Source organism: Deltaproteobacteria bacterium, assembly GCA_016875395.1.
Lineage (GTDB): Bacteria > Myxococcota_A > UBA9160 > UBA9160 > UBA6930 > VGRF01.
This window is the reverse complement of sequence record VGRF01000001.1, coordinates 204,229-229,703: the sequence shown is the minus strand read 5'-3', so window position 1 is coordinate 229,703 and position 25,475 is coordinate 204,229. Positions and strand designations below refer to the sequence as shown.

Here is a 25,475-nt window from a genome sequence, read left to right as displayed (position 1 = left end):
GAGTTGTCGGCTCGGCGCGTGCAATTGTGCGGAGAGTCCGCCGCAACGTGCACGAAGCGACACCGAGCCGTGTCGCGTTGCGGCTTGCGTCCACAGCTGCGAGGTAGATTGCCGCGCCATGTCCGCCGACCCGAACGCGATGCACGAGTACCTGAGCGAACTGCAGGCGCGCATTTGCGCCGCGCTCGAAGCCGAGGACGGCGCGGCGAGGTTCCGCGGCGCGGACGTGAGCGGCGCCGGCGGCGTGCTCTCGCGCCCGCGCGTGCTCGAAGGCGGCGCCGTCGTCGAGAAGGCCGCCGTCAACTTCACCCACGCGCGGGGCCCGGCGCTTCCGCCCGCCGCGACCGAGGGCCGCCCGCAGCTCGCGGGGCAGCCGTTCGAGGCGGTCTCGCTCTCGCTGATCGTGCACCCGCGCAATCCGTACGCGCCCACGACGCACATGAACCTGCGCCTCTTCAGCGCGGGCGCGACTTGGTGGTTCGGCGGCGGCTTCGACCTCACGCCCTATTACGGCGACGACGGCGACTGCGCGCACTGGCACCGCACCGCGCGCGCCGCCTGCGCGCCGCTCGGCCCCGGCGCCTACCCGCGCTTCAAGAAGTGGTGCGACGAGTACTTCTTCTTGCCGCACCGCGGCGAGCCGCGCGGCATCGGCGGCGTGTTCTTCGACGACCTCGCCGAGCCCGACTTCGCGACGTGCCTCGCCTTCGTGCGCAGCGTCGGGGACGCCTTCCTGCCCGCGTACCAGCCGATCCTCGCGCGCCGGAAGAACACGCCGCACGGCGAGCGCGAGCGCCAGTTCCAGCTCTACCGGCGCGGGCGCTACGTCGAGTTCAACCTCGTCTACGACCGCGGCACGAAGTACGGCATGCAGTCGGGTCGCCGCGTCGAGAACGTGCTCGCCTCGATGCCGCCGCTCGCGCGCTGGGAGTACGAGTACCGCGCCGAGCCGGGCTCGCCCGAAGCGCGCCTCACCGAGCACTTCCTCGTGCCGCGCGAATGGGCGAGCGAGTAACTGCGTGGCGGACACGCGCGACCTCGCGCTCTCGGGTGGCCGCCGCATTCCCGCGCGCGCGCTCGAAATGCGCGCGAGCCGCTCGGGCGGGCCCGGCGGGCAGAACGTGAACAAGGTCGAGACGCGCGTCGAGCTGAGCCTCGATCTCGCGGAGGCCGCGCGCGCGCTCGGCGACGACGCCGCGGCGCGCATTCGCGCGAAGCTCGCGAACCGCCTCGACGCCGAGGGCCGCGTGCGCGTCGCCTGCGACGAGACGCGCTCGCGCGCGCGCAACGCCGAGCTCGCGCACCTGCGCCTCGAGGCGCTGCTCGCCGCCGCGCTCGCGACGCAGCGCCCTCGCCGCGCGACGAAGCCCACGCGCGCGAGCCGCGAGCGCCGGCTCGGCGAGAAGCGCGCGTCCGCGGCGCGCAAGCAGCAGCGCGGGCGCGTGCGGCGCGACGATCACGACTGACGCGAGCCGCAGTTGATCGCTCGCGATTGTCTGCGAGCCTGCGCAGACCGCTTGGAGGATCGGCGATGACCCGCTCGCGACTCGCACTCGCCCTAATCACTTCGCTCGCGATCGCGGGCGCGGCGTGCAAGGAAGAAGGCCCGGCCGAGAAGGCGGGGCGCAAGATGGACGAAGCCGTGGACAAGCTGCTCCACCCGAACGAGGGCCCGATCGAGCGCGCTGGCCGCGAGATGGACGACGCGTTCGACGACGCGAAGGACGAGATCAAAGACAAGGTCGAGGACGTGCGCGAAGACGTGGCGGACGCGATCGAGGGAGACTGACCGAGCCTGACGCGAGCAGGGCTTCTCGCGGAGTGCTCGCCGCGTCGAAGGACGCGTGGCCCTCATCTCTCACGGCGCACCGGTCACCAGGTGCGCGATCGACCCCAGCGTGTACAGCGTGCTCGCCGCGAGCAGCGCCCAGCCGAGTCGCCGCTCCCGCTTCAATGCGAGGAACAGCAGCACGCCCGTCAGCGCGAACGCGATCAGCGCCACGCTGAGCACGTCGATCGCGATCGCCCACGCGAAGCGCGCGCCGCGCGCGTCGGTGAGGCTCACGTGATGGAGCTGCGTAACGCCGCCGCGCGCCGGGTAGCGCCATAGACGCACTTCCGCGCTCGAGGATCCGGGCGTGAGCGTGACCTCGGCGTACTGCGAGACGCGCTCGACGCGGGCGCGCCATGCGCCCTTCTCGAAGCGCGCGCGAACGACGGCGCCGCCCGCGAGGCCCGCCTGCTCCGCGGCAGCGCGCGCGGCGGCTTCGACGCGCGCGATCGCGTCGTTCGCGCCGCCCACCGGCGTGACGCTCGGCTCGCTGCGCGCGATCTCGCGCGGCCGCTTTCCTCCGCCGTGCACGATCTCGAAGCCGGTCCAGGTGTAGATCGCGAGCAGCGCCGCGAGCGCGACGCCGAGATAGGCGTGGATGTCGCGGATCAGCGGGTACATCGCGTTACCAGATCCACGCGGCGAGCGCGCCCGTGACCACCGCCGCGAGCGCGCCGGTCCCCAGCAGCGGCGCGCGGGCGTTCACGCGCAGCCACGCGAGCCAGACGCCGGTCACGATGAAGAATGCGAACGCGCCCACGGAGAGATCGGTGAAAAGCATCCAGGAATAGCCCCACGCGGACACGTCCCAGCCGTGGAACCCGTGCAGGGCGCGGATCACCTCCGCGAACCCGTAATAGGTCTCGTTCACGCGCGCGTGGCCGGTGGCGTCGACTTCGACCGTGGCGCGGCGAGCCGGGTAGATCACGCGAAAGCGCAGCCCGCCGTCCGGCGCTTGGCGCACGTCGCGTTCGTGCACGAGGCCGTGAAGGCCGAGCGCGTCGCGTACGGCGACCGCGCGGTCGCGCGGCTTACCGTCGTGCGGCGCTGCGACCACACGTTCCCACACCTCGCTCGTGCGCGTCCCGCGAACGTCGTGATTCCAGAGGATCGAGCTCACGCCGAAGAGGACGACGTACGGCAGCGAGATGAGCCCGAGATACAGGTGCAGGTCCACGAGCCAGCGCCGCATTCACCCCTCGCTCACGCAGAGTCGGCGCATCATGCCGAGCGAGCGCGCGCCCGCAACGTCGCGCGTTGCCGCGCGTCAGCTCGCCGCGGTCTCGTCCAGCAGGCGCACGAGCGCGGGCCGCACCTGGAACCGCTCGAGGAGCGCGCCCAGCCGCTGCTGGGCCCCCGCGTCGAAGCGCTTCACGCGCTTGCCGAGGATCAGCTCGTTCTTGAGCGAGTGCTCCCAGCCGGCGAGCTCGGTGACCGTGACCTGATAGCCGCGCGCCTCGAGCGCGAGCGCGCGGATCACGTTCGTGAGGTGCGCGCCGAACTCGCGGCGGTGCCAGGCGTGCGCGAACAGCTCGCGCGCAGCGGCGTCCTCGGGTTTCGCCTTCGCGAGCTCGCGCGCGACCTCGGCCTGACAGCACGGCACGACCGCCACCCAGTCCGCGCCGCGCGCGATCGCGAGCGCGAGCGCGTCGTCGGTCGCGGTGTCGCAGGCGTGCAGCGCGGTGAGCACGTGCACGCGCTCGGGCAGCTCGGGCGCCGCGTGCGCGATCTCGCTCGCGAGGCAGCGCATGCGCGCGAAGCCGTACCGCGCGGCGCGCTCCTTCGCCGCGGCGGCGAGATCCGAGCGCGCCTCGATCGCCGTGAGCGCACCGCGCTCCGCAGGCCCGACGCGCAGCGCGTAGAGCAAGAAGCCGAGCGCGCTCTTGCCCGCGCCGCAGTCCACCAGCTGCGGCTGCTCGTGGCGCGCGTAGACGTCGTCGAGCGCGGGTCCCAACAAGCCTACGAGATGCTTGATCTGCTTCAGCTTGCGGCGCGCGTCGGCATTGAGATCGCCCTCGCGCGTGAGCAGGTGCAGATCCTGTAGCAGCGCGGGCGGCACGCCCAGAGGCACCTCGCTCGCGACGCGCTCGCGCGAGATCTTCTCGCGAGCGCGCGTCACGCGGGCGCGTGGCAAACGGCTTCGACGTTGTTGCCGTCGGGATCGAGCACGAACGCGCCGTAGTAGTCGGGGTGATAGATCGCGCGCACGCCCGGCGCGCCGTTGTCGCGTCCGCCCGCGGCGAGCGCCGCGCGGTAGAACGCGTCGACCTCCGCGCGCGAGCTCGCGCTGAAGGCGGTGTGCCGCGGCGTTGCAGGCTCGCGCACCTCGATCACCCAGAAGATCGGGCGCGTGGAACCGAACGCGCACATGCGCCGCGTCGGGAACGAAGCGTCCCAGCTCGTGACCATCTCGCGTTGCAGCTTCGAGCCGAGCACTGCCAGCGCCGCTTCGTAGAAGCGCTTCGTCGCGTCGAAGCGCGTCGCGTACGTCGAGAGGTGGTCGATCACGCGCGCCTCACTTCCACACGAACGCGAGCTCGATCTTCACGTCGGGATGCAGGCTCTGGTGTACCGGGCAGGTGTGCGCGGCGCGTTCCAGCACGGCGCGCGCGCTCTGCGGAATGCCCGCGGGCATCTCGATGCGCAGCCCGAGCCGGCCGATGCGCCGCAGCGGCTGCGCGACCATCTCCTTCTCCACGTCGGCGCGTGCCCCCGTCATGTCCCACGCGTGCCTTCGCGCGACGATGCCCATCACGGTGAGCATGCAGCTGCCGAGCGCGGCGCCGACGAGATCGGTGGGCGAGAAGCGCTCGCCGCGGCCCTCGTTGTCCTTGGGCGCGTCGGTCTCGATGCGCGTGCCCGAGGGCTCGTGCACGCCTTCGCAGTGGAGGTCACCTTGATAAGTCACGGCCATGCGGACGGTCATCGCTTCTCTCCCGATTGCGTCCACGTCATAGCGCCCGCGGGCCAATCCGGGCTCTGCACCGGCAGCACGCAGAGCTCGTGACCCGTCGGCGCAGTCATCACCCAGTGCACACCGCGCACGAGCTTCTTGCGCGTCGCGCCCAGCGCTTCGAGGCGACGCACCTCGGCTTCGAGGTCGTCGGTCTCGAAATCGACGTGAAACGCGCGCTCCGCGGGGTCGATCGGCTGCGCGAGCCATTCGAGCGCGCCGCGCACGCCGCCCAGGCGCACGAAGCGGCTGCCGTTCGGCTCCTGCGTCGCCGTCGCGCCGAGTGCGCCAGCCCAGAAGCCAACGCCCCGCGCGAAGTCGTCGCGCTGGCAATCAACGATCACGCCGATCAGCCGCGAGCGGTGCACGGCAAGCGAAGCCTCGAAGTGCGGTGATCGCGCATGCCGAGTCGACCCCTCCTAATGGCTCCAGCTCGTCGCCCACTTCGGGTGCCACGGACGCTCGCGCTCGAACGCGAGCGACGCCTGCAGCACGAGATCCTCGCGGTGGCGCGGGCCGACGATCTGCAGACCGACGGGCAAGCCGCGCTTCGAGAAGCCGGCGCGCAGCGTCGCCGCGGGGTGCCACGAGAGGTTGAACGGAATCGTGAACGCCGCGACGCCCGCGGGCGGCTGCCGGCGCCCCTCGGTCTCCTCGGGGAATGGACCCTTGGCCGGCGGTGGGTCGTACGGAACCGTCGGCGTGATGAGGAAGTCGACGCGCGAGAACACGTCGGCGCACCACGCGTTCAGCTGGTTGCGCAGGCGGTTGATCTCGCCCGCGCGCTCCGGCGTGAGCTTCGAGCCGGTCTTGATGCCGGTCAGGAACGCGCGCGTGAAGAGCTGCTCCTTCTCGGGCAGGAACTGCGCGAGACGCCCGAGCTGCGCGAACGCGCCGAGCATTCCCCACGCTGCCCCGAGCATCGGTGGCCCACCCGCGATCGGGACGAGGCGGTGCCCCGCCTTGACGAATGCCTGCGCGGCGTCTTCCACCACCGCCGCGATGTCGGACTGCACCACGCCGTAGCCGAGATCCGGCGAGAAGCCGAAGCGCGTGCCCGCGGGCAGCTCCTCCGCGAGCGCCTCGACGTACGAGATGCCCGGATGCGGCAGCGAGTTGGGATCGAGCGGATGCGGGCCGCACGTCACGTCGAGCTGAAGCGCGGCGTCGGCCACGCTCTTCGTGAGCGGACCCGCGACCGCCGTGTCGCCCGTCTCCCAGAGATCGAGCATGTCGTGCGGGATGCGCCCGTACGAAGTCTTGAGCCCGTAGGCGCCGACGAAGCTCGCGGGGATGCGGATCGAGCCGCCGCCGTCGCTCGCCGTAACAAGTGGCAGCACGCACGCGGCGAGCGCCGCCGCGGAGCCGCCCGAGCTGCCCCCGGGCGTGACGTCCAGGTTCCACGGCGAGCGCGTCGTGCCGTACACGAGATTCTTCGTGATCGCGGTGTGCCCGAATTCGGGCGCGTTCGTCTTGCCGACGACGATCGCGCCGGCGGCCTTCAGCCGCGCGATCTGCGCCTCGTCGCGATCGGCGACCTTGTCCTTGTAGACGAGGCTGCCGAACGTCACTGGCAGGCCCGCCGCGTACTCGAGGTCCTTCACGCCGAGCGGAATGCCCTCGAGCGCGCGCGCTTCGCCGCGCTGGATGCGCGCCTCGGCTGCGCGCGCGTCGGCGAGCAGCACGTCGCGGTCGCGCATCGAGACCACGGCGTTGAGATCGCCGTTGGTCTCGTCGATGCGCGCGAGCACCGCCGTCATCAGCTCCACGGGCGAGAGCTTCTTGAGGCGCAGGCGCGCGATGAGCTCGGTCAGCGTGAGGGAGAGTGTCTTGTCCATGGGCGCGATTCTACGCCCGCTCTCTGGCAGGATGCGCGGATGTTGTCGCGCGAAAAAGACGCCTACGGCCAGCTCGTGCTCGACCACCTCGGGGGCCGGCCCGGGCATGAGATCGTCCCGGATCACCGCCGCTACCACCGCTTGAACCGCGCGCGAGGCAGGCTCGGCGGCCAGCTGCGCATCCGCGTTCGACATCGCTTCTTCGCAACGCCGTGGTTCGACTACTGGCTCGCGTCTCCGGCGGAGCTGCGCCGCGCCCTCTCGGGTACCGGCTGGCGCATCGCGGCGCTGCTGCCCCCGGAGAGCGGCGTCGCCTACGGCGTGGTGATGGAGAAGGAGCGCCGGAAGTGACGCAGCTCCGCTACGGCCTGATCGGTGCGGGCATGATGGGCATCGAGCATCTGAAGAACCTCGCGCTGATTCCCGGCGCCGAAGTGGTGGCGTTCGCGGACCCGCACGCCGAATCGCGACGCTGGGCGCGAGTTGTTACGGGCGACGGCCCGCGCGAGTACGAGCGCGCGGAGGAGCTGCTCGCGGATGCGCGCGTCGACGCGCTCGTGATCGCGACGCCGAACCACACGCATCGCGCAGTGCTCGATGCCGCGTTCGCGACGAAGCTGCCGATCCTCGTCGAGAAGCCGCTCTGCACCACCATCGCCGACGCGCGCTGGGCCGTGGAGCGCGCGGCCGCACACCCAGCGCCGGTGTGGTGCGCGATGGAGTACCGCTACATGCCGCCCGTCGCGCGGCTGCTCGACGAAGTGCGCGCGGGCACGATCGGGCAGCTCCGCATGTTCGCGATCCGCGAGCACCGCTTCCCGTTCCTCCCGAAAGTCGGGGACTGGAACCGCTTCGCGCGCAACACCGGCGGCACGCTCGTGGAAAAGTGCTGCCACTTCTTCGATCTGATGCGCCTCGTGGTCGCGGCAAGCGAAGCGCGCAGCGGGGCGAAGGCGAGCGGAGTCGAGTGCGGGAGCGAGGCAACGCGCGTTTACGCGTCGGCCGCGCAGGACGTGAATCACAAGGACGAGCGCTACGCCGGCGAGACGCCCGACATCCTCGACAACGCATTCGTCACGGTGGACTTCGCGAACGGCGCGCGGGCAATGCTCGACCTGTGCATGTTCGCCGAGGCCTCGCGCAATCAGGAGGAGATCTGCGCCGTCGGCGAGCGCGGCAAGGTCGAGTGCTTCATCCCCGAGTCGACACTCGTGATCGGGCGCCGCTCACCGCGCAGCGTCGCGAGCGAGCACATCGCGGTGGACGCACGCGCGCTCGCCGCGGGCCACCACCACGGCTCCACCTACTTCCAGCACCTGCGCTTCTTCGACGCGGTGACGAAGGGCGCGCGCGTCGAGGTGAGTGCGGAGGACGGGCTGCGCGCGGTGGCGATCGGCGTTGCGGCAGAACGCAGTGCGCGGGAGAAGCGGCCGGTGGAGACGAGCGAGGTGATGTGACCTCGAAGCGAGTGAGCGCGGCGCTACGGTGCTCGACGTAACAACTCGAGGAGGGACGAGATGAGCGAAGACATGAAGGCGGAGCTCGAACGACTGCGCGCGGAGAACGAAGCGCTCAAGGCCAAGGAGAAGCGCGGCACGTACCTCAAGGTGAGCGAGAAGGGCGGCGTCTCGCTGTACGGGATGAGGCGCTTCCCGATCACGTTCTATCGCGAGGAGTGGGAGCGCATCCTCGGCATGGGCGACGAGATTCGCGGCTTCATCTCGCAGCACGCGAGCGAGCTGAAGACGAAGGGCGGGGGTGCGGAGTAGAGAGTTAGCAACTCACCTTCCCGAGCCGCAGCTTTACGCGTCAGTCTCGTCCGCTTCGTCCGGGGTGTTCTCAGTGCCTTCCGCTTCCTTCGAATCGGGAATGTCCTGGGCGCCCTCCTCGCCCTCTTTGCCGTCTCCGTTTCCCGTGCCGCCAAGGAGATTGGTCAGTGCAGGCGGGATCAACCCGGTCAAGAAGGACCCGTCGCTCGTGAGACCAAACTGCACCGTCCACGGGTTCGGGTCGAAGCCCGCGTAGTAATTGCCGCGCAGGAAGAAAGCGAGGCCGGTGGTCTTGCTGTCCTCTGCAGGGGGCTTGAGAGGGATCTGAATTTGAAACTGCGTCCCGACCGCGCCCCACTCGTTCTTGAAGTGAGGGAATCCGTTCTCGCTACTCACGAGCGCGTCGCCCTCTGCATCGAACCGATTCGGGATGATGCGCGGCAGGTCTGTCCACACGCCTCCCACGCGAAGAAGCCCTTCCACCGGGCGCTTCCAGAGTCGCGATGAGAAGACAATCGAGGGCCCGAGTAACAAAGTCGAGTGCAAGTCCTCCGCTCCGGCGTCCGCAACTATGCTCCCGAAAACCTCGAGGTTCGCCGACATTCGGGAACGGCGGTCGCCCCACGAGACCAGCGGGAACCCGAGAGCGGCCTCGATCCAGCCTTCGCCCGAGCCGGACAGGGACGAGCCCGAGGCCTTGTCGTCGGGGTTCAGGATGACTCCAGCGCGCGCCTCGAAGTCGATTCGCGTAACCGCCTTGGCCTTACTGCAGTCGGCACTGACGGCCGCAAGCCCGAAGCAAGACTCCTCTCCAGCGCCCTCGTTGAGTGCGTCCCACGCGGCGCGGCGCTTCCAACCAATCTCGAAGAACGGACGCAGCTTCGTGTCTTCCTCGGAGAAGGAGAACTCACGCGGGATCGTGGGCGGGACAGTGTTGACTCGCTCGAGACTGAACGGATTCAGATAGACGAGCCCGAGCCCAATGTGGAGCCGACTCCACGCGGATGGATCGTCGGTGGCTTCTTTCTTGTTGTCTCCGCTCGCGCTTTCCTGACTGCCGCCCTCATCGGACGAATTGTCGGAGGTGGGCGCAGCATCCAGTCCGGCAGCGGCGTCTGGTGTCGCCGCCACTCGCGCGAAGGCAACCGCGGGTGGCGTGGATTCGCGCGGCGTGGCAGGCGCGGCGATCGCGGACTTCGCCCGCTCTCCCATTGCCGCCGCGGGCGTCGCCTTCGCATCTCCGCACGGATAGAGACTCCGCGCGAGTTGTGGTCGCGCCTCAAAGTCCTTGGCGATCGTGTCGAAGCGCCGGACGGCGTCCGACGGCGGCTCGTCGATCTCGACCAAGATGTCGACGAACGAGGCGCAATCGTTCTCGACGAGCAGCTTGCGCACCTGCTTGAACGCGGAGAACGCGTCTGTGCCAGTTGCAGCCACCGACACCGGTGCAAGCGCGATTCCGAGGGCGACGGCCAACTCTATCCGCAAGGCGAATCTCCTTTGGAGCGCAGCCTGCGCCGTGGCGGCGATGGCATGCTGTTAAGTAGTTCACAGCGGCCTGACAGTTCGTAGGGTTCAGCGCTTACGACCGGGCTTTGCCTTCGCGCGCTGAGCCCTCTTCGCCGCAGGCTTCCCGCCCTTCTTCGCGGCCTTCGCGCGCGTCGGCTTCTTCTGCTGCGTCACCGCGAACGCGACGCCGCGCGCGATCCACGCGCGCAGGTCCGCGTCGTCCTCGAAGCCGGCGGGCGCGACTTGCACGAAGCCGCGCATCGGGCGGCCGGTGAAGTCCATCGGTCGCGCGTGCGGCAGCGCGATCGCAGCGTCGTAGGCCTCGGGCCCGACGCGCACCATCAGCTCGTCGCGGATGATGCCCACCGCCATGTTGCCGTTCGCCATGAACGCGACGCCGCCGAACATGCGCTTCTCGGAGATGCGCGGGTCGTCATCGACGACTTCACGGATGCGCTGAGCGAGTCCTTCGTCGTACGGCATGCGTCACCTCGGGTCGGCGTGCTCACGTTCTCACGAACGACGCGCGAGGTGCGCGCGATTCGACCTCAGCTCGCCGCCGCCTTCCGCCCCGCCCTGCGCCCGAAGAACGTGCTCTCCCCGATGCACGTGCCGCTCGAGTAGCCCTTCCCGTCTTGCGCGATGTTCGAGGCGCACGCGCCCGCGGCATAGAGGCCGGCAATGGCGGACTCATCAGGCCGCAGCACCTCGCCATCGCGCGAGACGCGCAGGCCGCCGAGCGTGAACGTGCGAAACGCGCCGCTGCCGAGCGAGCCGCGCAGCGCAGCGAACGGCGGCTTGTCGAGAGGCTTCAGCCACTTGTAGTGCTTGTGGAACTCGGGGTCTTCGCGCTTCGCGGCGTTCGCGTTGTACTCGGCGAGCGTCTTCTGCAGCGCGCCCTTCGGCATGCCGAGGTCGGCCTCCATCGACGCGAAGTCCTCCCACGCGTCGACGACGTCCCAGCCGCCGAACTCCGGCCGCCCGAACGTCTCTTCGTCGACGATGAGATACGCCTCGGCATCGGGCTGCAGCGTGATCTCGATGCTCGAGCGCGAGTGGTAGACGTCCTCGGCGACGAAGCGCTTGCCGAGCTTGTTCACGAGCACGCCCTTCAGCAGATGCTCGGGCGGATAGAAGGGATAAGTAATCAGGGCGCCGGCCATGTGCAGCGCCTCGCCGCCCGCCGCGAGGCCGAGCTGGATGCCCGCGCCGTCGTCGCTCGGCGTGTACTGCCGCTCGTAGCGCTCGTCGAGCAGGTGTGGCGCGTACTTCCCGAGCATCTCGGAGTTGTTGGTGAAGTGCCCGGTCGCGAGCACCACGCCCTTCCGCGCGCGCACCGTGCGTTCCGCGCCGTCGCGCCGGTAGCGCACGCCGACGATGCGCGCGCCGTCGCGCACCAGCTCGCGCACCCAGCAATCGATCTCGATGCGCGCCCCTAATGACTTCGCGCGCTCGATCAGGAGCTCCATCATCTTCGCGCCGCCGGCGTGGCCCTCGAGCGCCACCTTGTGCCCGCGCGGCGCCGGCTTCGCCTGCTCGCGATACGGCCACGCCTCCTCGTTGCCGCTCCAGATCAGGCACTCGTCCGTCATCTGGAGCACGTGCTTGCCCTTGTACATCGAGTCCTTGAACGGCACGCCCTGCGCGACGAGCCAATCGAAGTGCGCGACCGACTCGCTGCAATAGAGATGGATCTTGTCGCGATCGGGATCGGGCGTGTTCGCGACGAGATACTTCTCCATGTCCTCCACGCTGTCCGCGACACCGACCGCCTTCTGCACGCGCGTGCCGCCGCCCATGTAGACGTGGCCGGCCGCCATCGCCGTAACACCTCCGCCGCCGCTCGCGCGCTCGAGCACGAGCACGCTCGCGCCCGCGAGGCGCGCCTCGATCGCGGCGCACGCGCCCGCGCAGCCGAGCCCCGCGACGACGACGTCGGCCTCGTCGTCCCACTTCGTGATCTCGCGTGCGTCGAGCACGCGGTAGTCGTGGCCGGCCATCGAAGTTTGCTCCTGAGCAGCGGGAAGTCGCGCAGGCTAATGCAGAGGAGGCGAGCAGCGAGCCGAAGCCCAGCGAAGTCGACGCGGTAGCGCATCGCCTCAGCTGTGGCGCATCGGCGCAGCGCCCCGCCTCGCCTTGTGCGATCCCTCGTGCGCCGCGCGGGGCACATCGCTTGCACCGATGCGGAACGAACGCGGATCGCGACGCGCAGCGCGCGCGCGAATCATCAGAGAGGGACGCGGCATGGCGGGAACGAACGGCGGCGGGGCGCAGCGGGTGGAGCACTTCGACGTGCTGATCGTGGGCGCGGGCATCTCGGGCGTCGGCGGCGCGAAGCACCTCCAAGACCAGTGCCCCGGCAAGAGCTTCGTCGTGCTCGATGCGCTCGAGAGCTACGGCGGCACCTGGCTCACGCACACCTACCCGGGCATCCGCTCCGACAGCGACCTCTACACCTTCGGTTACCGCTTCAAGCCGTGGACGAACGCGCCCATCGCGACCGCCGACGAGATTCTCAAGTACATGGGCGAGGTGATCGCGGAGAACGATCTCGCGCGGCACATCCGGTACAAGCACTGGATCGACGCCGCCTCGTGGTCGAGCAAGACCAACCTGTGGACCGTCGACGCGCACCGCACCGACACGGGCGAGAAGTTCCGCTTCACGACGAGCTTCCTGTGGATGTGTCAGGGCTACTACCACCACGCGAAGGGCTACACGCCGGAGTGGAAGGACATGGAGCGCTTCCGCGGCGTGCTCGTGCACCCGCAGTCGTGGCCCAAGGACCTCGACTACAAGAACAAGCGCGTGCTCGTGATCGGCTCCGGCGCCACCACCGCCACGGTGGTGCCGGCGATCGCGGCCGAGACGGCGCACACGACCGTGCTGCAGCGCTCGCCCACGTACTTCATGCCGGCTCCTAACAAGAACGAGCTCGCCGACACGCTGCGCGAGCTCGACATCGACGAGATGTGGATCCACGAGATCGTGCGGCGGAAGATCCTGCACGATCAGCACATCCAGACGCAGCGCTGCATGAACGAGGGCGAGGCTGTGAAGGAAGAGCTCCTCACCGCGGCGCGCGCGTTCCTCGGCGAGGAAGAGGTGAAGCGCAACTTCACGCCGAAGTACCGCCCGTGGCAGCAGCGGCTCGCGTTCATCCCGGACGGCGACCTGTTCAAGGGCATCGTCGCGGGCAAGGCCTCGGTGGTGACCGACGAGATCGAGCGCTTTACCGAGACGGGGGTGCTCACGAAGTCCGGCAAGCTGCTCGAGGCGGACATCATCGTCACCGCCACCGGCTTCAACATCGCGATCCTGGGCGACATCGCGTACACGATCGACGGCAAGCCGCTCGACCTGCACGAGAGCGTCACCTACCGCGGCATGATGTTCACCGGCGTGCCGAACTTGTTATGGATCTTCGGCTACTTCCGCGCCTCGTGGACGCTGCGCGCGGACCTGCTCGCCGACTTCGTGTGCCGCCTGCTGAACCACATGGACCGCACCGGCAAGAAACGCGTCGACGTGACGCTGCGGCCCGAAGATCGGGGCCTGCCGCGCCTCCCGTGGATCGCGCCCGACAACTTCAACCCGGGCTACCTGATGCGCGCGATGGACAAGCTCCCGCAGCGCCTCGACAGGCCCGAGTGGCAGCACACGCAGGACTACTGGCGGGAGAAGGAGGAGATTCCGGCGATCGATCTCGGCGGGAAGGAGTTCGTGTACGGGTAGCGCCGCTCAGCGCGGCAGCGGGATGCGCTCGTCGAGCGCAGCGGTCATCTCGCCGAGAACGCGCACAGCGGCGGCGTTCTTGGCGGCGGCCTCCATGACGCGCGCGAGCTTCGGCCGCGCTGCAGCGGGTGCGGGCGCGTCGAAGCGCGCGAGCACGCGTGTGATGAAGTGCGTGCTCGGCACGACGCTCGCGTCGGCGAGCGTGAACTCGCCGCCCGCGGCGTGTGGATCCGCGACGAGGAACTGCTCGAGGCGATCGAAGCCGCTCGCGACGCTCGCGAGCGCCGCCGCGACCGCGCCCTCGTCGCGCCCCTTGCGGCTCAGGTTGCGCAACAGTGGGAACACTTCGGGCATTAGGTACAGATCGGGCATCGCGGCGAGCACGCGCATGTCCGCGCGTTGACGCGCGTCGGCAGGACGCAGCGCGGGGCTTGGGTGCAGGTCCTCGAGGTACTCGCAGATCACGCCCGACTCGGGCAGCACACGCCCGTCGTGTACGAGAGCCGGCACCTTGCCGGTGGGGTTGATCGCCTTGTACTCCGGCGAGCCCGTCCCTCCCGGCGGCTTCAGCTGCTCGTGGGGCAGGTTCTTCGCGTAGAGAACGATGCGAACGCGGGAGGAGAATGGCGAGAGATGCGAGTCGTAGAGCTTCACCGACGCGCTCAGCTCCGTACCAGCACGCCCGGCAACTCCCCCGTGCTCTCCCCTCGCTCGAACGTGACCGCGCCGCTGCACACCGTCGCGACGTAGCCGCGCGCGCGCTGGATCAGGCGCTTGCCGCCGGTGGGCAGGTCGTACGCGATCTCCGGCTTCGTCACGCCGAGCGCGTCGAAGTCGATCACGTTCACATCGGCCTTCATGCCGACCGCGATGCGGCCGCGATCGGTGAGGCCGACGAGCGCGGCGGTGTCGGCGCTTTGCGCCTTCACGAGCTTCTCGAGCGGCAGCTTCGGGCCGCGCGTGCGGTCCTTGGCCCAGTGCGAGATCAGGAAGGTCGGGAACGAGCCGTCGCTGATCAGGCCCACGTGCGCGCCGCCGTCGCCGAGGCCGGGAACCACGTGCGGGTGCTGGAGCATCTCGTGCGTCGCGTCGAGGCAGTAGTTCGCGTAGTTGAGCAAGGGGCGATAGAGCAGCGCGCGGCCCTCGTCCTCGAGCAGCCAGTCGTACGCCACCACTTCGGGCGCGACGCCGCGGCGCTTCGCTTCGGCGGCGCAGCTTTGCTCCGCGGTCGGCTCGTAGTCGCCGCTGCGGAAGATCTTGTCGAACGCGCACACGAGCACCGCGAGCCCCGGCGCCGCGGACTTCTCGCCTAACAAGCGCGCGCGCACCTCGGGCGAGCGCAACTTCGCGAGGCGCTCCTTCGGCGCGAGCTTCGCGAGCTCCTGCCAGCTCGGGTGGCCGCAGAACGGATTCAGCGAGGCCTCGAAGCCGAGCATCACGCCGATCGCGCGCGCGGGAACCTGCGCCTTGAAGGGCAGACCCGCGGCGTTGGCGGCGTCGAGCTGCGCGAGCGCGCCGCGGAACGACTCCGGCGATTGGTCCGCCTGCGCGAGCGAGAGCGACGCGGTACGGCCCGAGACGCGGATCATCTCGCGGAACATCTCCCACTCGGCGTCGCGGCCGGCGAAGTCCGACACGATCTCGAACACGCCCTTGCCCGCTTCGCCCATGCGGCGCGCGATGCCGACGAGCTCGTCCTTCGGCGCGGTGAGGCTCGGCGTGTAGCGGCCGTCGCTCGCGCGGTGGTTCTTCGTGCGCGAGGTGGTGAAGCCGAGCGCGCCGGCGCGCACCGCGTCGCGCGCGAGCACGCCCATCGCGTCGATCTCGGCCGGCGTGGGCGCCTCGGTGTGGTCGGCGCCGCGCTCGCCCATCACGTAGAAGCGCAGCGCGGCGTGGGGCACCTGCGCGGCGATGTCGATCGCGCGCGGCTTCGAGGCGAGCGCATCGAGGTACTCGGGGAAGCTCTCCCACGCCCACTGCACGCCTTCCCACAGCACGGTGCCGGGGATGTCCTCGACGCCTTCCATCAGCTTGATCAAGTAGTCGTGCGTGCCGGGCTTCACCGGCGCGAAGCCGACGCCGCAGTTGCCTATCACGGCAGTTGTTACGCCGTGCCAGCACGAGGGCGAGATCAGCGAGTCCCACGTGGCTTGGCCGTCGTAGTGCGTGTGCACGTCGACCCAGCCCGGCGTGACGAGCAGGCCGCGCGCATCGAGCTCGCGCTTGCCGCGACCCGAGACCGCGCCCACTTCCACGATGCGACCGCCCGCGATCGCGACGTCGCCGCTGAAGCGCGCGCCTCCCGAGCCGTCGACGATGGTTCCGCCGCGAATCACGAGGTCGTGCATGGGCGCCTCCGGGTGGGCCGCGCGAGCGCAGGCCGTTGTGCGAGGCAGCCTACCTCAATGCGAGACTCGCGAAGTTGGCGACGAAGTTGCGGCAAGATCGCGGTGCAGCGTCAGACGCCGAAACCGCGATTTCCGGAGGGATCTCCATGAACGACTACGACTCCCACGACGGCCTCGGCCTCGCGGCCCTGGTGAAGAAGCGCGCGGTGAGCGCGAGCGAGCTGCTCGAGGCGGCGATCGCGCGCTGCGAGAAGCGCAGCGAGCTGAACGCGGTGGTGGTTCCGATGTTCGAACAGGCGCGCGCCGCGGCGAAGGCGGAGGTTCCGCGCGGTCCGTTCGAGGGCGTGCCGTTTCTGCTGAAGGACCTGCACCTGAACCTGCCAGGCGTGCGCACCACGAACGGCTCGAACCTCTACGCCGAGAACGTGCCCATGCGCGAGAGCGAGCTGGTGGCGCGCTACCGGCGCGCGGGGCTGATCACGTTCGGCAAGAGCGCGTCGCCGGAGTTCGGGCTGACGTGCACGACTGAGTCGCGGCTGTTCGGGCAGACGAAGAATCCGTGGAACCTCGAGCACACTTCCGGCGGCTCCTCGGGCGGGGCGAGTGCGGCGGTCGCGGGCGGCCTAACACCTCTCGCCAACGCGAGCGACGGCGGCGGCTCGATCCGAATCCCCGCCAGCTGCTGCGGGTTGTTCGGCATGAAGCCCACGCGCGGCCGCACGCCACTCGGGCCCGATTCGGGCGAAGGCTGGAGCGGCATGAGCTGCGTGCACGCCGTCACGAGATCGGTGCGCGACAGCGCCGCCCTGCTCGACGCCACCGCCGGCCCCGATCTCGGTGCGCCCTACGCCGCGCAGCCGCCGCTGCGGCCGTGGCTCGCGGAAGTGGGCGCGCCGGCGGGGCGGCTGCGCATCGCACTCGACACCGAGACGTGGAACGAGGCGCCGACGCACCCGGACTGCCGCGCGGCGGCGGAAGACGCGGCGAAGCTGTGCGAGTCATTAGGGCATCACGTCGAGCGCGCGCGCTTCGCGCCGTCGTCGATCGAGGAGCTGCGCAAGAGCACGCTCACCGTCGTGAGCGCGAACATCCGCTGGGCGATCGAGGAAGGCGCGCGCAAGCTCGGGCGCGAGCCGAAGCAGGACGACGTCGAGCCCGGCACGTGGCTCACCGCCAGCATCTCGAAGAATCTCGACTCGGTCGCGTATGCGGCGGCGATCAAGGTGCTGCACCGCACCGGCCGCGAGCTCGCGCAGTTCCTCACGAGCTACGACGTTCTGCTCTCGCCCACGATGGGCGCGCCGCCGACCAAGCTCGGCGTGCTGTCGCTCTCGAACCCGAACTTCGCCGAGCAGACCGCGGGGTTGATGCAGGCGATCGGGTACACGCAGCTCGCCAACAGCGCGGGCACGCCGGCGATGAGCGTGCCGCTCTCCTGGAACGCGGCTGGGCTCCCGATCGGCGTGCAGTTCATCGGCCGCCACAACGACGAGGCCACGCTCTTCCGCCTTGCCGCGCAGCTCGAGCAGGCGCGGCCGTGGTTCACGCGTACGCCGGCGCGAGCTTCGTGACGGCCGCGCGGGACGCGACGACGCAGGGTCTGACCCCGTCACCGGAGGACACGACGATGCCCCTCGAAATCACCCGCCTCGCCGGCGCGCTGGGCGCCGAGGTGCGCGGGATCGACCTCGCGCGTGCGACTGCGTCCGATGCCGACCGCATTCGTGCGCTGCTGCTCGAGCACGGCGTGCTGTTCTTCCCCGCGCAGAACCTCACGGTGGAGCAGCACGTCGCGTTCGGGCGGCACTTCGGGCCGCTCGAGGCGCACCCGCACCTGAAGAATCCGTACACGCAGCATCCCGAGCTGTTCGAGCTCGCGGCCACGCACGGCGGCATCGCCGACGAGTGGCACACCGACCTCACCTTCCTGCCCTCGCCGTCGCAGCTCTCGATCTTGCGCATGGTGAAGTGCCCCGCGGTCGGCGGCGACACGATGTGGACGAGCCTGTGCGCCGCGTACGACGCGCTCTCCGCTCCGCTGCGCGAGCTGTGCGACGGCCTCACCGCTCTGCACAACGCGGAGCCGCACGGGCAGCCCGACAAGATGACGGTGCACCCCGTCGTGCGCGTGCATCCCGACACCGGCCGCCGCGCGCTCTACGTGAACGAGCACTTCACGCGCCGCATCGTCGAGCTGTCCGCGCCCGAGAGCGCGGCGCTGCTCGGCTTCCTCACGAGCTGGGTGCAGCAGGAGCGCTTCGTGGTCCGTTACCGCTGGAGCGAGGGCACGATCGGCATGTGGGACAACCGCGTCACGCAGCACTGTGTCGTTACGGACTTCGTGGGCGAGCGCGTGATCCAGCGCGTCACGATCATGGGCGATCAGGTGAAGGGCAACGAGCCGCGCTGGCCCGCGTGGAAGCCGAGCCTGCGCAGCGCGCAGACGCGCCACGACCGCGTGCTGCTCCGCTGGTACGAGCAGCAGCGCGGCGCGAAGGGCGAGTAGCCGGGAGCGAGGTGCACGTACGTCCCAGGTGCGCGCTTTGGTGCGCGTACGTCCCAGGTGCGCGTCACCCCTTCTTCGGCCGCAGCAACCCCTCCTGCGCAATCGTCGCGACGTGCACGCCGCTGCGGTCGAACACGTGGCCGGTTGCGAGGCCGCGCGTGCGGATCAGGCCGTGGCCGGTCATCTCCATCAACAACCACTCGTCCGCGCGCAGCGGGCGGTGGAACCACACGGCGTGGTCGAGGCTCGCGCCCATGAAGTCGAACGAGCCCGGCTCGCCGCTCGGCGGGCCGCCCGCGCGCGAGTTCGAGATCGCGTCCATCGCGTTCATGTCGCTGAGGTAGGCGAGCGCGCAGGCGTGCAGGCGCGCATCGTCGCCGAGCGGCAGCGGGAAGCGACCCCAGATCAGCGAGCGCGGCGCGGGCACCGCCACTTCGCGCCGATCGAGCCCGGCGTCGTACACGGGCGGCAGCGTGTCGGGTGCGGGCACGCCGCTCGGCATCGCGAGCGGCTGCGACTCGACGCCCTCCTCGAAGCGCTGGAACGAGCACTCGAGCGTGAGGATCGCGCCCGCGCTCTGGCGCGCGATCACGCGGCGCGTCGTGAACGAGCGGCCGTTGCGCACGCGGTCGACTTCGTAGCGCACGGGCTCCGCGAACTCGCCGCCGAGAATGAAGTACGCGTGCAGCGAGTGGACCGCGTGCTCCGCGCGCACGGTCTGCGTCGCGGCCCACAGCGCCTGCGCGATCACGAGGCCGCCGTAGATGCGGCCCCACGGATAGTGCGGGCTCTCGGCGAGGTACGTGTCGGGGCCGTGCGGCTCGAGGCGGAAGACGCGGGAGAGATCGAGGGCGGGCTGGTTCTGCATGAGGCGCGGGAGGCTAGGAATTTTCGTGCGCCGCGCCGCGCCGCCGCGCGCAGAACCTGCAGGGTCAGACCTTGCACACCCCGTCCGGCGGCGGTCGAGAGCGCCTAGCATCGACTGCTCGAGACTCGGGGGCTCCGATGGCACGCAAGACGATCGGCGACGCATTCGGCGGGCAGCTCACGACGCTCGCGCAGCAGCGCGAGATCTGGCCCGACGCGCTGCACGAGGACGCGATCTGGGAGGGGCCGATGTTCGAGACGCCCGTGGTCTTCGTCGGGCGCGAGGCGGTGGGGCGCTTCTTCGAGCTGCTGCTCTCGGTGGTGCCGCGCTTCTCGACCAAGGTCGTCGGCTTCTATCACACGTCCGACCCCGACACGATCATCATCGAGTCGCACGGCGGCGGCCCCACGGTGAACGGCGGCGACTACACGCAGCGCTACTTCTCGCAGGTCACGTCGAAGGACGGGCAGGCGTTCCGCATGCGCGAGTACTGCAACCCGTTCCAGACGTACAAGGCGTTCGGTCGCGAGCACTGGGAGCGCGAGACCGCGGCGATCATGGCGCGCCATAACAAGCCGTGGCCCGCCTCGCAGAAGCCGGATCCGATCGTCCTACCGCCAGTGAAGTGACGCGCCCGACCTAGACGTTCGCGTTGCCCATGCGCCCCGTCGCGGACTCGCGCCGCCCCGTCGCAGGCACCGCGCGAGTCGCCTTCGCGAGCCCGAACAGCGGCATGTTGTTGTAGACGCATTCGTAGTCGCCCGGTCGCACGTGATACGTCTCGTGCCAGATGCCGACGTCGCCGTTCGACGCGACGGCTTGGTTGAACGCCTTCCACGCCGGCAAGTGCGCGCGCTGCTTGTCGAGCGCGTACTTATCGAGGTGATCGAACGAGCGCCAGTACTGCACGAGCACTCCGCTCAGGAAACCGAACTGCTCGACGCCGAGAAAGCCCGTGGCGCGATCCTTCTCGATCTCCTGCAGCATGCGCCCCATCGCGAACGCGACCGGCAGCCACTTGTGCAGCTTCCAGAGCTTGTTCACGCGCATGCCGATCAGGAACACGACGAACTCACCGTCGACTTCGGCTGTCAGGCGTTCCGCACGAATCTCCGCCATCTCGACCCCCTCGCGCGCCGCGCGCAGCATAGCGGGGAGGCGACGGGAAGGCCGGCCTACTCCGCCTCTTCGCGCTCCGCGTCCGCCGGCATCTCCGCGGGCACGATCTGGTGCGCCGCCGCGCGCGCGGCCGCTTCGCCTCGCGGCGCGATCTCGTTCACACGATCGATCAGCCGCCGCAGCCGGCCCGTGCTCTTGCGGTCGAAGCGCAAGACGAGGCGCGCGAGGCCCACCGCGTCCGTGCCTTCTTCCGGCAGCGCGCCGCTCGCCTCGATCGCACCGCCCACGAGCAGGTCCGCGAACTCGCGCGAGAGCGCCGCCAGCGCGTCGCCGCTCGGGGCCTCCTGCACGCGCAGCACGAGGCGGTCGCCTACGTACCGGCTCGAGTGGTAGTTGCGGTAGAAGCGCGTCACCTCGGCGACCGCTTCGTCGACCGAGTCGGTCACGCGGAAGAGCGCGACATCGTCCGGCGAGATCAGCTTTCGCCCTAACAAATGCTCGTCCACGTACTGCGCCCAGTCGCGCCAGTAGTCGCCGCCGGGTGCGTCGACGAACACGACGGGCAGCATCTCGCTCTTGCCGGTCTGGATCAGCGTGAGCGCCTCGAAGCCCTCGTCGTGCGTCCCGAAGCCGCCAGGAAAGAGCGCGATCGCGTGCGAGTGGCGCACGAAGCTGACTTTGCGCGTGAAGAAGTATCGGAAGTTCACGAGCTTCGCGTCGCCCGCGATGACCTCGTTCGCAGCCTGCTCGAACGGCAGGCGGATGTTCACGCCGAACGAGGCGTCGCGGCCCGCGCCGCCCTGCGCCGCTTGCATGATGCCGCCGCCCGCGCCCGTGATGATCATCCAGCCGCGCCGCGCCATCGCCTCCGCGAAGCGCTCGGCTTGCACCCAGTCCGGCGCGCCCGCCAGCGTGCGCGCGCTGCCGAACACCGAGACTTTGCGCACGCTCTCGTACGGCGCGAACACGCGCAGCGCGTGGCGGAGCTCCTTCATCGCGGCGTTCACGAGCTTGAAGTCGCCGTCCGCCGGGTCGTCGCGCAGAAAGCGCAGCGCGGTGACGACCATCTGGCGCGCGTACTCGGCCGCGTCGTCGTCGCGTCCGCCGAACTGCTCGCGCGCCTGCGCGACGAGCGCGTCGACGGCCTGGTTGAGTGCATCGCTGCGGAGCTCGTAGCGGCGGCGCGGGCGGTTCATGCGCGGAGGTTTAGCGGCGGAAGACATTTGCCTAGCTGGCGCCCTCTCCGCGCAGCACCGCAGGCAGCGTGCGCAGCAAGATCGTGAAGTCGCTCGCGAGCGACCAGGTGTCGATGTACTCGAGATCGAGCCGCACCCAATCCTCGAAGCCGATCTTGTTGCGGCCGCTCACCTGCCAGAGGCACGTGAGACCCGGGCGCATCGAGAGCCGGCGGCGCTCGGCGGTGCGGTACTCGGCCACCTCGCTGGGAATCGCGGGGCGCGGGCCCACGAGGCTCATGTCGCCGCGCAGCACGCTCCACAGCTGCGGCAGCTCGTCGAGGCTGTAGCGGCGCAGGAAGCGGCCCACCGGAGTGATGCGCGGATCGCTCCGCATCTTGAACACGGGGCCGCTCATCTCGTTCTGCGCCGCCAGCGCGAGCTTCTTCTCCTCCGCGTCCACCAGCATCGTGCGCAGCTTCGGCATCGAGAACAGCCGCCCGTTCAGCGTGCAGCGCACCTGGTGGAAGAACACGGGGCCCGGCGAAGTGAGCTTGATGGCGAGCGCGCACAGCGCCAGCACCGGCGCCGCGGCCAATAACAACACGGCCGCTCCGCCCGCGTCGATCGCGCGCTTCACCGCGAGCCAGCCGGCCGGATGGTGAACGGGCGCGAACGCGAGCGCGGGCAAGGCGCCGAAGCGCTTCACGCGCGGCGTCGGGAGCAGATCGCCGAACACGTCCGAGAGCAGCGTGATCGGCACGCCGGCGCTGGTCGCGGCGTCGACGACGCGCACGCTCTCTTCGAGCTTCGAGCGCGGCACCGCGACGATCACCTCGTCGATCACCTGGTCCGCGAGAATGTCGTCGATCGAATCCAGCGGGAACACGCGGTCCGGCGCGACGGCGGGGCCGCGCTCGGGAAAGCCCCCATCGATGAAGCCGATCACGCGCAGGCCCCACTCGGGATGCCGCGCGATCACGTCCTCCACGTACGCGGCGCGCGGCCCGGAGCCGGCGATCAGCACGTTGCGCGTGTTGTGACCGGCGCGGCGGAACAGGCGCGCGGCTCCCAACAGCACGATGCGCAGGCCGCCGAGCACGCCCAGCTGCGCGCATGCGATCACGATCGGGAACGTGGGATCGAGCTCCAAGCCGGTCGCGAAGGCGACGGCCGATTGGCCGAACGCCGACGAGAGCGCCGCCAGCGCGAGCAAGAGCGAGACCGCGCTGATGGGATCGCGCCGGTGCGAGTCGTAGAGATGCATGAGGCGCAGCGAGATCGGCCACACCAGCGCCGCCGCGAGCCCGAGCGGCAGCAGTGCGAGGCCGGCATCGGCCACGCCAAAGTGCGGGATCCGCACGATCAGCACGAACAGCGCCGCGCTGACGACCACGTCCGCCAACTGCAGCGCGGCTGCGATCTCCCGCGACAGAGCTCTCAACATCCAGCGCATTTCGGCATTCCGCGCGGAGTACTAGAGACGTTGTTGCGCACGCGCGATGTGCCGCGCACGCTGCGCGCCCCGTGCCTCAGCACCCGACGTTGCAAGCACTCGCTCATCCCGGCGTCAAAGCGCTCGCGCTCGCGCGCTTCTCGCGCGCTTGCGGCGCGACGCTGTTCGCGTCCGTGCTCGGCTGGCACGTCTACGAGGTGACGGGCTCGAAATTCGCGCTCGGCATGATCGGCCTCGTCGAGTTCGTGCCGGTGCTGCTGATCGGGCCCTTCGCGGGCGCGCTCGCCGACACCACGGACCGTGTGCGGCTCACGTCGATCGCCGAAGCCGCGTTCGCGGCGGTGTGCTTCGCGCTCGCGCTGCAGAGTGATTACGGGACCGCGCTGCTGCTCTGCGGCGCCGCGGGAATCGCCGTGTGCGGCGCCGTCGAGTTCCCCGCGCTCGCGACGGTGCTGCCGAACCTCGTGCCGCGCGAGCTGTTTCCGAGCGCGGTGCCGCTGATCGCGACGCTGCGCAATCTCGGCTGGGCGACGGGCTACGGCGTCTCGGGCTTCGTGTTCGACGCGCTCGGTTACTCGGCGTCGTACGCGCTCGCCGGCGCGCTCGTCGGCATCGCCTCGCTGGTGGTGCTGCGCATCCCGCGCGCCGCCGCGCAGCCGACCGGCCGGGAGGTGAGCCTCCGCGCGTTCTTCGAGGGCCTCGCGTTCGTGTGGCGCTCGCAGGCCGTGCTTGGCGCCATGACGCTCGACCTGTTCGCCGTGCTGTTCGCGGGCGCGACCGCACTCTTGCCGGTGTTCGCGAAGGACATCCTGCAAGTCGGCCCGGAGGGCTACGGGCTCCTGCGCGCGGCACTCCCGATCGGCACGATGGCGATGTCGCTCGTGCTGCTCGTGGCGCCGCCGATCGCGCGCGCCGGCCGCGCGCTCTGCATCTCCGTCGCGCTGTTCGGGCTCGCGACGATCGTGTTCGGCTTTTCGCAGTCGTTCGCGCTGTCGGTCGTCGCCCTCGCCTGCGCCGGCATGGCGGACGAGGTCAGCATGGTCGCGCGCAACGTGATCATTCAGCTCGGTACGCCCGACGCGCTGCGCGGTCGCGTCTCCGCGGTGAACCAGATCTTCGTCGGCGCTTCGAACGAGCTCGGCGCCGCGGAGTCGGGAATCCTCGCGCACTACACGAGCGCGGTGTTCAGCGTGGTGTTCGGCGGCGTCGCGTGCCTCGGCGTGCTCGGCTTGGTGATGACGCGCATGCGCGAGCTCGTGCGCTTCCGAGTGACGTCGTGATTCGCGCGCTCGCCGCGGGCGGCGGACTCGCGCTGTTGTTTGGGGCCGCCGCGCTGCTCGCACGCGGCGAGCCGCTGCCGCCGCTCGCCGCGGCGCCGGAAGCCGCCTCGCTGCACGCTCCCCATCGCGCCGACGGCCGCTACTTCGTGCCGTGGGCGAGCGACGACGCGCGCGGCGGCTTCTCGTTCCTGCGCTGGCAGTTCTCGAGGAACGCCTACGCGGGGATGGCGCGCGGAGCCGCGCCGCGCGTCGCGAACGACGGCGCCTCGCTCGCGCGCGCCCTGCCGCGCGGCGAAGCGGAGCTCACTTGGGTCGGCCACGCGACGTTCGCAGTGCACGACGGGGACGCGGTCTTCCTCACCGACCCGCACTTCGGCGCGCGAGCGCTGCTCCCGAAACGCCTCGTCGCCCCGGGCATTCCGCTCGAAGCGATTCCGCCGGACGCCTTCGCCGTCGTCTCCCACAGCCACTACGACCATCTCGACGCGTACGCCGTCGACCACTTGCCCGCGAGCGTCGCGTGGTTCGTGCCGATGGGCCTCGCCGAGTGGTTCCGCGAGCGCGGGCGCAGCAACGTCGTCGAGCTCGATTGGTGGCAGAGCGCGAAGCGCGGGCGCTTCACGATCACGTGCCTGCCCTCGCAGCACTGGTCGAAGCGCTTCGAGCACGCCACGAACGAGACGCTCTGGTGTGCTTGGCTCGTCGACTCGGGCGAGCGCCGGTACTTCTTCGCCGGCGACACGGGCTACTTCCACGGCTTCGCCGAGTACGGTCGCCGCTTCGGGCCGATCGACGCCGCGCTGCTGCCGATCGGCGCCTACGAACCGCGCTGGTTCATGGACTTCCAACACATGGATCCCGCCGAGGCGCTGCGCGCCTTCCGCGAGCTGCGCGCGCGCACGCTCTTCCCGATGCACTGGGGCACGTTCGAGCTGACCGACGAGCCGCCCGACGAAGCGCCGCGCGAGCTGCGCCGGCAGCTCGCTGCCGAGCGCGTGCGCGACGACGAGGTCGCGCTGCTGAGCGTGGGCGAGACGCGCGCGTTACCGAGCCGCGAGAAGAACTCGGACTGACGATGGCGCGTCGAG

General features: G+C 70.1%; 28 protein-coding genes. 12 read left to right on the top strand and 16 right to left on the bottom strand.

What is annotated here, in order from left to right; translation table 11 throughout:
* The first annotated feature begins 118 nt into the window (after positions 1–118).
* From hemF to FJ091_01195, 3 genes are all read left to right on the top strand, one after another.
* Positions 119–1,015 carry an oxygen-dependent coproporphyrinogen oxidase gene (gene hemF, locus FJ091_01205; GenBank protein ID MBM4381961.1) on the top strand — a complete coding sequence of 299 codons (897 nt, stop codon included), beginning with the start codon at positions 119–121 and terminating at the stop codon, positions 1,013–1,015.
* Positions 1,016–1,082: 67 nt separating this feature from the next.
* On the top strand, positions 1,083–1,466 hold the full coding sequence (gene arfB / locus FJ091_01200; protein MBM4381960.1) for an aminoacyl-tRNA hydrolase: 384 nt from the start codon (positions 1,083–1,085) through the stop codon (positions 1,464–1,466).
* 65 nt (positions 1,467–1,531) lie between these two features.
* Entirely contained in the window at positions 1,532–1,789 is a 258-nt protein-coding gene (locus FJ091_01195; GenBank protein MBM4381959.1) for a hypothetical protein, read from the top strand.
* Positions 1,790–1,858: 69 nt separating this feature from the next.
* On the opposite strand, the gene FJ091_01190 is transcribed toward FJ091_01195, so the two are convergent.
* The 7 genes from FJ091_01190 to FJ091_01160 form a co-directional block, all read right to left on the bottom strand.
* Positions 1,859–2,452, bottom strand: coding sequence for a hypothetical protein (locus FJ091_01190; protein ID MBM4381958.1), 594 nt, complete (start codon positions 2,450–2,452; stop codon positions 1,859–1,861).
* Positions 2,453–2,456: 4 nt separating this feature from the next.
* Positions 2,457–3,023, bottom strand: a complete 567-nt coding sequence (locus tag FJ091_01185) for a PepSY domain-containing protein (GenBank protein MBM4381957.1) — start codon at positions 3,021–3,023, stop codon at positions 2,457–2,459.
* Positions 3,024–3,098: 75 nt separating this feature from the next.
* On the bottom strand, positions 3,099–3,806 hold the full coding sequence (locus FJ091_01180) for an SAM-dependent methyltransferase (GenBank protein MBM4381956.1): 708 nt from the start codon (positions 3,804–3,806) through the stop codon (positions 3,099–3,101).
* 140 nt (positions 3,807–3,946) lie between these two features.
* Entirely contained in the window at positions 3,947–4,339 is a 393-nt protein-coding gene (locus tag FJ091_01175; protein ID MBM4381955.1) for a VOC family protein, read from the bottom strand.
* Positions 4,340–4,346: 7 nt separating this feature from the next.
* Entirely contained in the window at positions 4,347–4,757 is a 411-nt protein-coding gene (locus FJ091_01170) for an OsmC family protein (GenBank protein MBM4381954.1), read from the bottom strand.
* Complete coding sequence (locus tag FJ091_01165) at positions 4,754–5,152, bottom strand: VOC family protein (protein MBM4381953.1); 399 nt, start codon at positions 5,150–5,152, stop codon at positions 4,754–4,756. The genes FJ091_01170 and FJ091_01165 overlap by 4 nt, the downstream gene beginning before the upstream one ends.
* Before the next feature lie 51 nt (positions 5,153–5,203).
* The gene (locus FJ091_01160) at positions 5,204–6,622 is read right to left on the bottom strand and encodes an amidase (GenBank protein ID MBM4381952.1); all 1,419 of its coding nucleotides are present in this window, start codon (positions 6,620–6,622) and stop codon (positions 5,204–5,206) included.
* A gap of 39 nt (positions 6,623–6,661) precedes the next feature.
* On the opposite strand from FJ091_01160, the gene FJ091_01155 reads away from it, so the two are divergent.
* The 3 genes from FJ091_01155 to FJ091_01145 are packed head-to-tail and all read left to right on the top strand — an operon-like array spanning position 6,662 to position 8,391.
* On the top strand, positions 6,662–6,973 hold the full coding sequence (locus tag FJ091_01155) for a hypothetical protein (protein MBM4381951.1): 312 nt from the start codon (positions 6,662–6,664) through the stop codon (positions 6,971–6,973).
* Complete coding sequence (locus tag FJ091_01150) at positions 6,970–8,079, top strand: Gfo/Idh/MocA family oxidoreductase (protein MBM4381950.1); 1,110 nt, start codon at positions 6,970–6,972, stop codon at positions 8,077–8,079. The genes FJ091_01155 and FJ091_01150 overlap by 4 nt, the downstream gene beginning before the upstream one ends.
* Before the next feature lie 60 nt (positions 8,080–8,139).
* Positions 8,140–8,391, top strand: a complete 252-nt coding sequence (locus FJ091_01145; protein MBM4381949.1) for a hypothetical protein — start codon at positions 8,140–8,142, stop codon at positions 8,389–8,391.
* Between the two features lie 33 nt (positions 8,392–8,424).
* Here the strand turns inward: FJ091_01145 and FJ091_01140 are convergent, their stop codons facing one another.
* The 3 genes from FJ091_01140 to FJ091_01130 all read right to left on the bottom strand — a co-directional run bounded on the left by FJ091_01140 (position 8,425) and on the right by FJ091_01130 (position 11,900).
* Complete coding sequence (locus FJ091_01140; GenBank protein ID MBM4381948.1) at positions 8,425–9,879, bottom strand: hypothetical protein; 1,455 nt, start codon at positions 9,877–9,879, stop codon at positions 8,425–8,427.
* A gap of 87 nt (positions 9,880–9,966) precedes the next feature.
* Positions 9,967–10,383 carry a TfoX/Sxy family protein gene (locus FJ091_01135; GenBank protein ID MBM4381947.1) on the bottom strand — a complete coding sequence of 139 codons (417 nt, stop codon included), beginning with the start codon at positions 10,381–10,383 and terminating at the stop codon, positions 9,967–9,969.
* A 65-nt stretch (positions 10,384–10,448) separates the two neighbouring features.
* Positions 10,449–11,900 carry an FAD-binding protein gene (locus tag FJ091_01130; GenBank protein MBM4381946.1) on the bottom strand — a complete coding sequence of 484 codons (1,452 nt, stop codon included), beginning with the start codon at positions 11,898–11,900 and terminating at the stop codon, positions 10,449–10,451.
* A gap of 244 nt (positions 11,901–12,144) precedes the next feature.
* Between FJ091_01130 and FJ091_01125 the strand changes: the two genes are divergently transcribed.
* Entirely contained in the window at positions 12,145–13,635 is a 1,491-nt protein-coding gene (locus tag FJ091_01125) for an NAD(P)/FAD-dependent oxidoreductase (GenBank protein ID MBM4381945.1), read from the top strand.
* Between the two features lie 6 nt (positions 13,636–13,641).
* On the opposite strand, the gene FJ091_01120 is transcribed toward FJ091_01125, so the two are convergent.
* Complete coding sequence (locus FJ091_01120) at positions 13,642–14,289, bottom strand: glutathione S-transferase family protein (GenBank protein ID MBM4381944.1); 648 nt, start codon at positions 14,287–14,289, stop codon at positions 13,642–13,644.
* 8 nt (positions 14,290–14,297) lie between these two features.
* Positions 14,298–15,983: an amidohydrolase family protein gene (locus FJ091_01115; protein ID MBM4381943.1), complete on the bottom strand. Its 1,686-nt coding sequence runs from the start codon at positions 15,981–15,983 to the stop codon at positions 14,298–14,300.
* A gap of 140 nt (positions 15,984–16,123) precedes the next feature.
* Between FJ091_01115 and FJ091_01110 the strand changes: the two genes are divergently transcribed.
* Both FJ091_01110 and FJ091_01105 read left to right on the top strand, forming a co-directional pair.
* Positions 16,124–17,554, top strand: a complete 1,431-nt coding sequence (locus FJ091_01110) for an amidase (GenBank protein ID MBM4381942.1) — start codon at positions 16,124–16,126, stop codon at positions 17,552–17,554.
* Between the two features lie 56 nt (positions 17,555–17,610).
* Positions 17,611–18,489 carry a TauD/TfdA family dioxygenase gene (locus FJ091_01105; GenBank protein ID MBM4381941.1) on the top strand — a complete coding sequence of 293 codons (879 nt, stop codon included), beginning with the start codon at positions 17,611–17,613 and terminating at the stop codon, positions 18,487–18,489.
* 64 nt (positions 18,490–18,553) lie between these two features.
* On the opposite strand, the gene FJ091_01100 is transcribed toward FJ091_01105, so the two are convergent.
* Positions 18,554–19,357, bottom strand: a complete 804-nt coding sequence (locus FJ091_01100; protein ID MBM4381940.1) for a thioesterase family protein — start codon at positions 19,355–19,357, stop codon at positions 18,554–18,556.
* A gap of 137 nt (positions 19,358–19,494) precedes the next feature.
* Between FJ091_01100 and FJ091_01095 the strand changes: the two genes are divergently transcribed.
* On the top strand, positions 19,495–19,986 hold the full coding sequence (locus FJ091_01095) for a PhzA/PhzB family protein (GenBank protein ID MBM4381939.1): 492 nt from the start codon (positions 19,495–19,497) through the stop codon (positions 19,984–19,986).
* A gap of 10 nt (positions 19,987–19,996) precedes the next feature.
* Here the strand turns inward: FJ091_01095 and FJ091_01090 are convergent, their stop codons facing one another.
* Genes FJ091_01090 through FJ091_01080 form a run of 3 tightly spaced genes read right to left on the bottom strand, consistent with a single transcriptional unit; the run spans position 19,997 to position 23,098 of the window.
* Positions 19,997–20,476 carry a DUF4188 domain-containing protein gene (locus tag FJ091_01090; GenBank protein MBM4381938.1) on the bottom strand — a complete coding sequence of 160 codons (480 nt, stop codon included), beginning with the start codon at positions 20,474–20,476 and terminating at the stop codon, positions 19,997–19,999.
* Between the two features lie 56 nt (positions 20,477–20,532).
* Positions 20,533–21,672, bottom strand: coding sequence for an LOG family protein (locus FJ091_01085; protein ID MBM4381937.1), 1,140 nt, complete (start codon positions 21,670–21,672; stop codon positions 20,533–20,535).
* A gap of 31 nt (positions 21,673–21,703) precedes the next feature.
* Positions 21,704–23,098 carry a sugar transferase gene (locus FJ091_01080; GenBank protein MBM4381936.1) on the bottom strand — a complete coding sequence of 465 codons (1,395 nt, stop codon included), beginning with the start codon at positions 23,096–23,098 and terminating at the stop codon, positions 21,704–21,706.
* 98 nt (positions 23,099–23,196) lie between these two features.
* Between FJ091_01080 and FJ091_01075 the strand changes: the two genes are divergently transcribed.
* Both FJ091_01075 and FJ091_01070 read left to right on the top strand, forming a co-directional pair.
* Positions 23,197–24,387 (top strand): MFS transporter, encoded by a 1,191-nt coding sequence (locus tag FJ091_01075; GenBank protein ID MBM4381935.1) that lies wholly within the window; start codon positions 23,197–23,199, stop codon positions 24,385–24,387.
* The gene (locus FJ091_01070; GenBank protein MBM4381934.1) at positions 24,384–25,460 is read left to right on the top strand and encodes an MBL fold metallo-hydrolase; all 1,077 of its coding nucleotides are present in this window, start codon (positions 24,384–24,386) and stop codon (positions 25,458–25,460) included. The genes FJ091_01075 and FJ091_01070 overlap by 4 nt, the downstream gene beginning before the upstream one ends.
* The last annotated feature ends 15 nt before the right edge of the window (positions 25,461–25,475 follow it).

Coding starts and splice junctions, on each gene's coding strand:
- hemF (MBM4381961.1), top strand. CDS start 119: ATGTCCGCCGACCCGAACGCGATGCACGAGTACCTGAGCGAACTGCAG.
- arfB (MBM4381960.1), top strand. CDS start 1,083: ATGCGCGCGAGCCGCTCGGGCGGGCCCGGCGGGCAGAACGTGAACAAG.
- FJ091_01195 (MBM4381959.1), top strand. CDS start 1,532: ATGACCCGCTCGCGACTCGCACTCGCCCTAATCACTTCGCTCGCGATC.
- FJ091_01190 (MBM4381958.1), bottom strand. CDS start 2,452: ATGTACCCGCTGATCCGCGACATCCACGCCTATCTCGGCGTCGCGCTC.
- FJ091_01185 (MBM4381957.1), bottom strand. CDS start 3,023: ATGCGGCGCTGGCTCGTGGACCTGCACCTGTATCTCGGGCTCATCTCG.
- FJ091_01170 (MBM4381954.1), bottom strand. CDS start 4,757: ATGACCGTCCGCATGGCCGTGACTTATCAAGGTGACCTCCACTGCGAA.
- FJ091_01160 (MBM4381952.1), bottom strand. CDS start 6,622: ATGGACAAGACACTCTCCCTCACGCTGACCGAGCTCATCGCGCGCCTG.
- FJ091_01155 (MBM4381951.1), top strand. CDS start 6,662: ATGTTGTCGCGCGAAAAAGACGCCTACGGCCAGCTCGTGCTCGACCAC.
- FJ091_01145 (MBM4381949.1), top strand. CDS start 8,140: ATGAGCGAAGACATGAAGGCGGAGCTCGAACGACTGCGCGCGGAGAAC.
- FJ091_01135 (MBM4381947.1), bottom strand. CDS start 10,383: ATGCCGTACGACGAAGGACTCGCTCAGCGCATCCGTGAAGTCGTCGAT.
- FJ091_01130 (MBM4381946.1), bottom strand. CDS start 11,900: ATGGCCGGCCACGACTACCGCGTGCTCGACGCACGCGAGATCACGAAG.
- FJ091_01125 (MBM4381945.1), top strand. CDS start 12,145: ATGGCGGGAACGAACGGCGGCGGGGCGCAGCGGGTGGAGCACTTCGAC.
- FJ091_01115 (MBM4381943.1), bottom strand. CDS start 15,983: ATGCACGACCTCGTGATTCGCGGCGGAACCATCGTCGACGGCTCGGGA.
- FJ091_01105 (MBM4381941.1), top strand. CDS start 17,611: ATGCCCCTCGAAATCACCCGCCTCGCCGGCGCGCTGGGCGCCGAGGTG.
- FJ091_01100 (MBM4381940.1), bottom strand. CDS start 19,357: ATGCAGAACCAGCCCGCCCTCGATCTCTCCCGCGTCTTCCGCCTCGAG.
- FJ091_01095 (MBM4381939.1), top strand. CDS start 19,495: ATGGCACGCAAGACGATCGGCGACGCATTCGGCGGGCAGCTCACGACG.
- FJ091_01090 (MBM4381938.1), bottom strand. CDS start 20,476: ATGGCGGAGATTCGTGCGGAACGCCTGACAGCCGAAGTCGACGGTGAG.
- FJ091_01085 (MBM4381937.1), bottom strand. CDS start 21,672: ATGAACCGCCCGCGCCGCCGCTACGAGCTCCGCAGCGATGCACTCAAC.
- FJ091_01080 (MBM4381936.1), bottom strand. CDS start 23,098: ATGTTGAGAGCTCTGTCGCGGGAGATCGCAGCCGCGCTGCAGTTGGCG.